The sequence below is a fragment of the Bacillus sp. EB01 genome, from assembly GCF_000613125.1.
Classification (GTDB): domain Bacteria; phylum Bacillota; class Bacilli; order Bacillales; family Cytobacillaceae; genus Bacillus_D.
This window is the reverse complement of sequence record NZ_HG964497.1, coordinates 3,951,930-3,957,975: the sequence shown is the minus strand read 5'-3', so window position 1 is coordinate 3,957,975 and position 6,046 is coordinate 3,951,930. Positions and strand designations below refer to the sequence as shown.

Here is a 6,046-nt window from a genome sequence, read left to right as displayed (position 1 = left end):
CTTGTCTTGGATCAGGTCCGGATCCTTTATGCTGAATGATTGCAACCGGCTTGCTAACAGTACCTTCCTGAATTAAGTATGAATCAACTGTCCCCTTATGGTAATTTGTGCTGAAGACAAAACGCTGTTCATCATCAATGCTAACATGGCAAGGCGGCGATCCTGCTGAAACTTCCGAATTAATAAATTGAAGTTCCCCTGATATAACTGAGAACGCAGCTACCCCACCATTGTCTCCATCTTTTACAACAGAATAAAGATATTGCCGATCTTGGCTTAGTGTTAAATAAGTTGGATTACCTATTTCGGCTGCGACTTTTACATCCGTAATGCTTCCGGAATCCGTATCTAGCACAAATGAATAAATCCCCTTACTATCACCATTTGTATACGTCCCGACAAAACCTGTAAATTTACTAATTTTAAACATCTCCTTACTTTTTCGCTGATTGTTGAAGCGGTCAAGCTGCAACATTTTCAATATTTTTAGGTCTGGATACCGTTATCTTATCCCATTTCTTAGAAAAACATTGAGAAACTATACCAGCGCCTATATTAAAAAGTGGGACGGCATTTGCCAATCCCACTCACACTATTATAGGGTCTTAAGAAGAAACTTGCACACTTTTGGCACTTTTACAATATTTCTCTACAGCCCGATAAGCTCAAAGAATTCAGGTTCCGGTTTCATCAACTTGGTCCCTTTCTCCGATTTAAAATATATTTCTTTTTCTTTTTCATATAGAATTTTTATGTCAAATTCGCCAAAAACAATTGTTCTTTCTTTGTCCCGCGGTGTTGCTTCTTCTTCCCAATCAAGTGCTTCGTTTATGAAGGCTGTAATCTTATTTATCTTATTTTCATCCCTTATAACGGTACAATCTTGCGAAGTGGAAGCCTTATATACACAAATGCTTTCTGGAACATCATGGATCCAGGTGGAAGACCGATAAATTGGTGTTTGGTCGAAATGGACCTCTGTTTGTTCACCAAATTGATTATAAGAAGCAAAGATAGTTAATTCCCCATCAAACCCTTCTTTTGTCCAACTTGAAATAAACCCTCCCCAATCATTATTACGGTCGTTATCCTCTAAGGCAGATTGGGTGTTTTGTTTCTTCCATCCCAATTTAGGAAGCCCCTCCAAGTAAAAGTCATATATTTCTCTCCAGTGATCTCCTTTTACCTCATATTGATCCCTAGTTGGTTCCAACCCGGGGAATAAAGGGATATCGACGTGTTCTTCAGGGATAATAGACATTCCTTCATATGTATCGTCCGTCAGCTTTTGGTATCCAAACCAGCCACCGGTAATAAGTAAACCGATAATCGCAACAAAAATAACCTTCTTTATATTAGTCATTATGAACTCCCTATGTTAATTTCCTTGCCGGACCCAAATAGCTATAACTGAAACTTATCCTTTATCATCTTCGCGACTTCCTCGGGATTCAGGTTGGTATTGTTTATCCTGAGATAATTCGGATGTTTAATTTCACCTTCCAGGGAGTTCATTCTGTGTTTTTCCATCGACCTCCTCAAGTCATTTTCAGACCAGACTAAATCCCGTTTAAACGGTTTGTGCTCCAGGCGGTTCGGCGTCTTGTTCCGTTCAAGCCTTTCATCGAGGGCTGCTTCAAGCTCAACATAGTAGACAGTCGATCCTCTGGACTCAAACAATTCCGTGAGCCGTTTGACATACTCCCAATCAGCTTGAAGATCAAAAAACCAGACACAGGTAAAAATCATTCCGTACATATCGCTTTTCGATGCTTCTTCAAAAATTTCCTGGCGAAACAAATTGACCAGCCGTTTTCCTTCCTTTGTGCTGTAGTTGAAAAACTGACTGACGAGATCAATGGTCATATGATTATGAAAAAGCTTTAATTGAGTTATTTTAGATAATTCCTGGCCGACAGTCATTTTGCCAACCGCCTGGGGTCCAAACATTAGAACAAATTTCATACAAATCTCTCCTGATTTCCACTTTTTTTATGAATTAAATTAAACAGGATTTTGATGTATTCTTTTAAAAAATGAAAAACCTAAATTGACCAATCCAGATGCTGCAAAAACATAAAATAATATCCGTCCACCCTGTGTGGAGGAACCTGCAAGCTGAAGTCCTGCTAAAACACAAATAATGCCTAAAATGAACAGATAGAGTGAAAACAAGTTGCCCCTATTTTTTAAAAAATATAAACCTGCCAAAATAAATAAATAAAGAATAGATACAATCATGATGACCGGGAAGATTGGCTGGAACTTTGCGGCGTAAACAAAGTAGTCAAGCTGTGAAATGTCCTTTCCATCTGAAAAACTAGTTTTAAAAATTTGCGTAAAAGGGGTAGAGTGCTTCCATTCTGAAGGGGAATCTACAAGTGCGCTACCTTCATACCAGGAGGCCATTGTTGAAAACAAAAGAAAGATTAATCCGATTCCGGCTTGGATAGCTAGCCTCATAGTAATAAATCCTCCTTGACAGAAATTTTTAAAAATTTTTCTCAGTATTGATATGAAGTGATTAATAACGTTTCATGCTCACGTATCACAGGTTCAAAGTCAGTCATTCTTAGTTCGATAATAGCTGGAGTTGCTGCTATATGAAGAAAAGACCGTTCTAGTTCGATTACAAGAGAGGTTAAAAGCTCCTCATTTATGCCATACCCTTTAACATTTATAAACGAATTGTCCCTAATGTGATAGCCGGAAGTTGGAGCAAGCATATATTTTTGTGATGGATGATCATATAATTCATACTCAAATGGATCAGGTGTGGATTGAGACTTAACTATAAGCACATCATCTCCAGCCAATGTTTCTTCCCACTCCAACAATCAATATCTTTCGGCATTAATATCGTTATGGCTTGGACGAAAATGGATTAAAGTGTTTGTACTGCAAAATTAGTTGGTCACGATTCTGATATACATGAAGAACTTGCTCATAGATCATTTCCAATTTCATTCCTTTAATGGCTTTCAACTGACTCCATTTCTCAAGCATTTCATCACCTCAAGTACAACTTATCCATATGATTTCGACAAAAACGGTGCATTCTCCTTTCAGGAATCCTCACCGCTGGAAAAAGTCGCTAAATTCACCTTTTGAATTTTGAGTTCGTAATTAGGATTACATTTACCTTAAGAATTCTCACGCTAACATTCCTTCTGCCAGCCAGTTAAAAGGCTGTTAATTTGGGGGATAATTCACCTTCAATATGATTAAAAACACCAATAATTCAACAAAAAGGAGCAGTCCAATCATTTCGAATTGGACTGCGAATTGGCTTGCTAATTAAGTAATAGTACTCGAAAACTAAACCGTTATTGGATAATTGTTCTATTCATTATGATTTCAATTGCGCTCTAGTACGGCTATGAGCATGCGATGGACAATTTCGTGGTCACGCGGGTCGTGTAGATGGTAATCTCCTCCAGGCAGTGTATACCATTCTTCTGCGCCAACATATGTGACTGCGAGCGTTAGGGCTCCGTTATCATCACAAGTTGTGCGAAGTTCGAGCTCCCCGCTTATTACACCAACTTCTGCGGTCATTACCCCGTGAGTTGCGGTGAAGATTGAAGACTTTATTTCCATAAGACTGACTCCCATCTTAGTTCAATTATTAATTTCATACCTCCGAAACGATCAAGTTTAGTAGGAGCAGGAGTTAAGCATGCTCTGCAGTGCAGACTTCTCTGACGACTGCAAGTGGAGGCCCCAGCGGTACTTGGTGTTGATCCACATTTTCGCATATGCACAGCGAGCTCCAGAACGTGGCGGCTGCCATGTCGATGGATCCTGGTCACCCTTAGAGCGGTTCACATTAGCGGTCACAGCAATAAGCTGTGGGCCACTAAGATCGTTTGCGAAATTCTGGCGTTTTGTCGTTGTCCATCCACTAGCACCGGAACGCCATGCTTCTGCTAATGGCACCACGTGATCAATGTCAATTTCGGAAGGTGAGTAAACCGTGACACCATCGTAGTAGCTGTACCATTTGCCAGATGTAACAGGACAAGTCCCACTATAGTAATCTGCGTCTCGCTTTAGTACTACCTGGCGAGTATCACAGCCGCCGCCTTGGCTGATCCAGTGCGGGAACTTGTCCCTAGAGTAGCCGGTCATTGAGTCTTGGGCCTTCACAGTCAGTGAGTTCAACTGGGATTGGGCTGTCGCTTTAGATGGGATTCCGGATGGTAAGGCAGATGCAGTTGGCGCGTCATATTGAAAAAATGCCAAAAACAAAACCAGCGACAAAAAAGATACGAGCCATTTACTTTTCATTGATTTTCCTCCTATATGTAATTTTTATATTAACATCCTTAGTCATTGAGAATGAATAGATGCTAATACCATGAAACCATTTAGGTTTTTATCAAAAAGCAACATATACAGCCGTTGTCTCTATCATTTTCCGGCTAGTTATCACTATCCTACACTTGCTATGTTAGTACAGGTATAACTTTTGTTAAAGTAAAGAATTGTTAATATTCAGTAAATAGTTTGGATGAAAAATATAGTTGTTGAAGAGGTTAATACACTCTACTTGTCATACACTTCTACAAGGTTTTTTCAGTTAAAACTTATAAACTCAGCTTCATTGGAATTAGTTTCAAGGGTCTCTTATCATTGAATTCAAAAAAATGAGGGAACTAAATATAATTGGAAAGACAGCATGAGTTTTAACGGGTTGAAGGAAATTGGGGATATGATCTAACTGTTGTTTATTCTACGTCACTCGATAGACTCAGTTAAATTGATTAAAAAAGGACCTACCTTTTTGGCAAGTCAAGTGCTTGGTATGCTAGTTGATACTTTCCGCCTTCAGCAACCTCTGAATGGTACAATGCCTTGATGGCAAAGTTTTTCTCAAGTTCATGTTGTTCCATCATCTCTTTTAATCGGGTTTGCAATTCCTTATTATCTTTAATCAACTGTTTCATTTGAGACTTGATATACTTCATGATCATTCCTCCTTTCCCATCTTAGAGATGTCGGTCAAGTATATCATTAATCATTCCACGAAAAAATAAACATCCAGCAACTTGAGGACCGCTGGATGTGCGATGTATACCAATTACCTTGATTAGTTTCATTAATACTTCATTCAATGATTAACCCTTCCTTCACCGAGTAAATCTGTTTTTCTAGAAGAACCCCGAGCCCTCGAGAACCGGAACGTCGAGTTTTCTATACGGAACCCTACTATCCATGAAATTGGTGGTATATTCCTACAAAATACATTCTTTTACTGCTATATTTTTTTCATGACTAGTAAGGAATACTTCTCTTCAGCTTTTATTCTATGAAATTTGAGAAAAGGTGCATTTTCCTTTCAGAAATATGCACCGCTGGAAAAAAGTTACTTTAAATTTTTCCGATATTCTTTGGGTCTCGATCAATTCCAGCATTTCCTGGCATCCAGTTTGCTGGGACTCCCTTGCCTGTTTGCCTAGCGAATTGTAATGCATAAATGAGCCTGAGAATTTCATAAGAATTACGGCCCACTTCAGAAGGGTTGATAAACCTTCCGACTATTTTCCCTTCCGGATCAATAATAATTGTTGCCCGATAAGCAGCTCCAGTTTTTTCATTTAGTACCTGGTACGCTTTACTAATGGAATGTGTCCTGTCGCTGACAAGCGGGTAGGTCACTTTTGAAAGTGAAGGTGACGTTTCGGCAAACACTTTATGCGAATACACACTGTCCGTACTGATTGCCAGAACATTGGTATTGAGGGTCTTAAGCTCGGAATAAATGGCAGCGACCGCTGCCAGCTCGGTTGGTCAGACAAATGTGAAGTCGCTTGGGTAGAAAAACAAAATCACCCAGCTTCCGCGATAGTTGTCCAAGCTTATCTGTTTTATTGTCTTTTCCAGGGTATCATAAGCATCTGCTTTGAACGTCGGTGCCTGCGTGGATAATTGTGCCTTTAATGGCTGTTCCTGATTGTTTGAAAATTGCATTTACACACCTCGCCTATACTCTATTCGAAGTATAGTATGTCAGCGGAATTGGGTTGTTGAGCCTAATTATCTG

10 protein-coding genes are annotated in these 6,046 nt (G+C 39.4%); all 10 read right to left on the bottom strand.

What is annotated here, in order from left to right; all coding sequences use genetic code 11:
• The coding region (locus TY16_RS18495; RefSeq protein WP_231505646.1) for a beta-propeller fold lactonase family protein at positions 1–430 on the bottom strand (430 nt) is incomplete at its 3' end.
• A gap of 219 nt (positions 431–649) precedes the next feature.
• Complete coding sequence (locus TY16_RS18490) at positions 650–1,363, bottom strand: hypothetical protein (RefSeq protein WP_043933282.1); 714 nt, start codon at positions 1,361–1,363, stop codon at positions 650–652.
• Positions 1,364–1,404: 41 nt separating this feature from the next.
• On the bottom strand, positions 1,405–1,965 hold the full coding sequence (locus TY16_RS18485; protein ID WP_043933281.1) for an AAA family ATPase: 561 nt from the start codon (positions 1,963–1,965) through the stop codon (positions 1,405–1,407).
• 39 nt (positions 1,966–2,004) lie between these two features.
• Positions 2,005–2,463, bottom strand: coding sequence for a YjdJ family protein (locus tag TY16_RS18480; RefSeq protein ID WP_043933280.1), 459 nt, complete (start codon positions 2,461–2,463; stop codon positions 2,005–2,007).
• Positions 2,464–2,504: 41 nt separating this feature from the next.
• Positions 2,505–2,834: a hypothetical protein gene (locus tag TY16_RS18475; protein ID WP_155922283.1), complete on the bottom strand. Its 330-nt coding sequence runs from the start codon at positions 2,832–2,834 to the stop codon at positions 2,505–2,507.
• A gap of 28 nt (positions 2,835–2,862) precedes the next feature.
• Positions 2,863–3,006 (bottom strand): hypothetical protein, encoded by a 144-nt coding sequence (locus TY16_RS26355; protein WP_155922282.1) that lies wholly within the window; start codon positions 3,004–3,006, stop codon positions 2,863–2,865.
• A 351-nt stretch (positions 3,007–3,357) separates the two neighbouring features.
• A complete protein-coding gene (locus TY16_RS18470; protein WP_043933278.1) occupies positions 3,358–3,600 on the bottom strand; it encodes a hypothetical protein in 243 nt (80 codons plus the stop codon).
• Positions 3,601–3,657: 57 nt separating this feature from the next.
• Positions 3,658–4,290, bottom strand: coding sequence for an HNH endonuclease family protein (locus TY16_RS18465; RefSeq protein ID WP_043933277.1), 633 nt, complete (start codon positions 4,288–4,290; stop codon positions 3,658–3,660).
• 488 nt (positions 4,291–4,778) lie between these two features.
• Positions 4,779–4,970: a hypothetical protein gene (locus TY16_RS18460; protein WP_043933276.1), complete on the bottom strand. Its 192-nt coding sequence runs from the start codon at positions 4,968–4,970 to the stop codon at positions 4,779–4,781.
• A 403-nt stretch (positions 4,971–5,373) separates the two neighbouring features.
• Positions 5,374–5,973, bottom strand: coding sequence for a peroxiredoxin (locus TY16_RS18455; protein ID WP_231505713.1), 600 nt, complete (start codon positions 5,971–5,973; stop codon positions 5,374–5,376).
• Positions 5,974–6,046: the final 73 nt, after the last annotated feature.

What these genes read in the sequence shown, in the direction of transcription:
- TY16_RS18490 (WP_043933282.1), bottom strand. Translation starts at nt 1,363, where the DNA reads ATGACTAATATAAAGAAGGTTATTTTTGTTGCGATTATCGGTTTACTT.
- TY16_RS18485 (WP_043933281.1), bottom strand. Translation starts at nt 1,965, where the DNA reads ATGAAATTTGTTCTAATGTTTGGACCCCAGGCGGTTGGCAAAATGACT.
- TY16_RS18480 (WP_043933280.1), bottom strand. Translation starts at nt 2,463, where the DNA reads ATGAGGCTAGCTATCCAAGCCGGAATCGGATTAATCTTTCTTTTGTTT.
- TY16_RS26355 (WP_155922282.1), bottom strand. Translation starts at nt 3,006, where the DNA reads ATGCTTGAGAAATGGAGTCAGTTGAAAGCCATTAAAGGAATGAAATTG.
- TY16_RS18470 (WP_043933278.1), bottom strand. Translation starts at nt 3,600, where the DNA reads ATGGAAATAAAGTCTTCAATCTTCACCGCAACTCACGGGGTAATGACC.
- TY16_RS18465 (WP_043933277.1), bottom strand. Translation starts at nt 4,290, where the DNA reads ATGAAAAGTAAATGGCTCGTATCTTTTTTGTCGCTGGTTTTGTTTTTG.
- TY16_RS18460 (WP_043933276.1), bottom strand. Translation starts at nt 4,970, where the DNA reads ATGAAGTATATCAAGTCTCAAATGAAACAGTTGATTAAAGATAATAAG.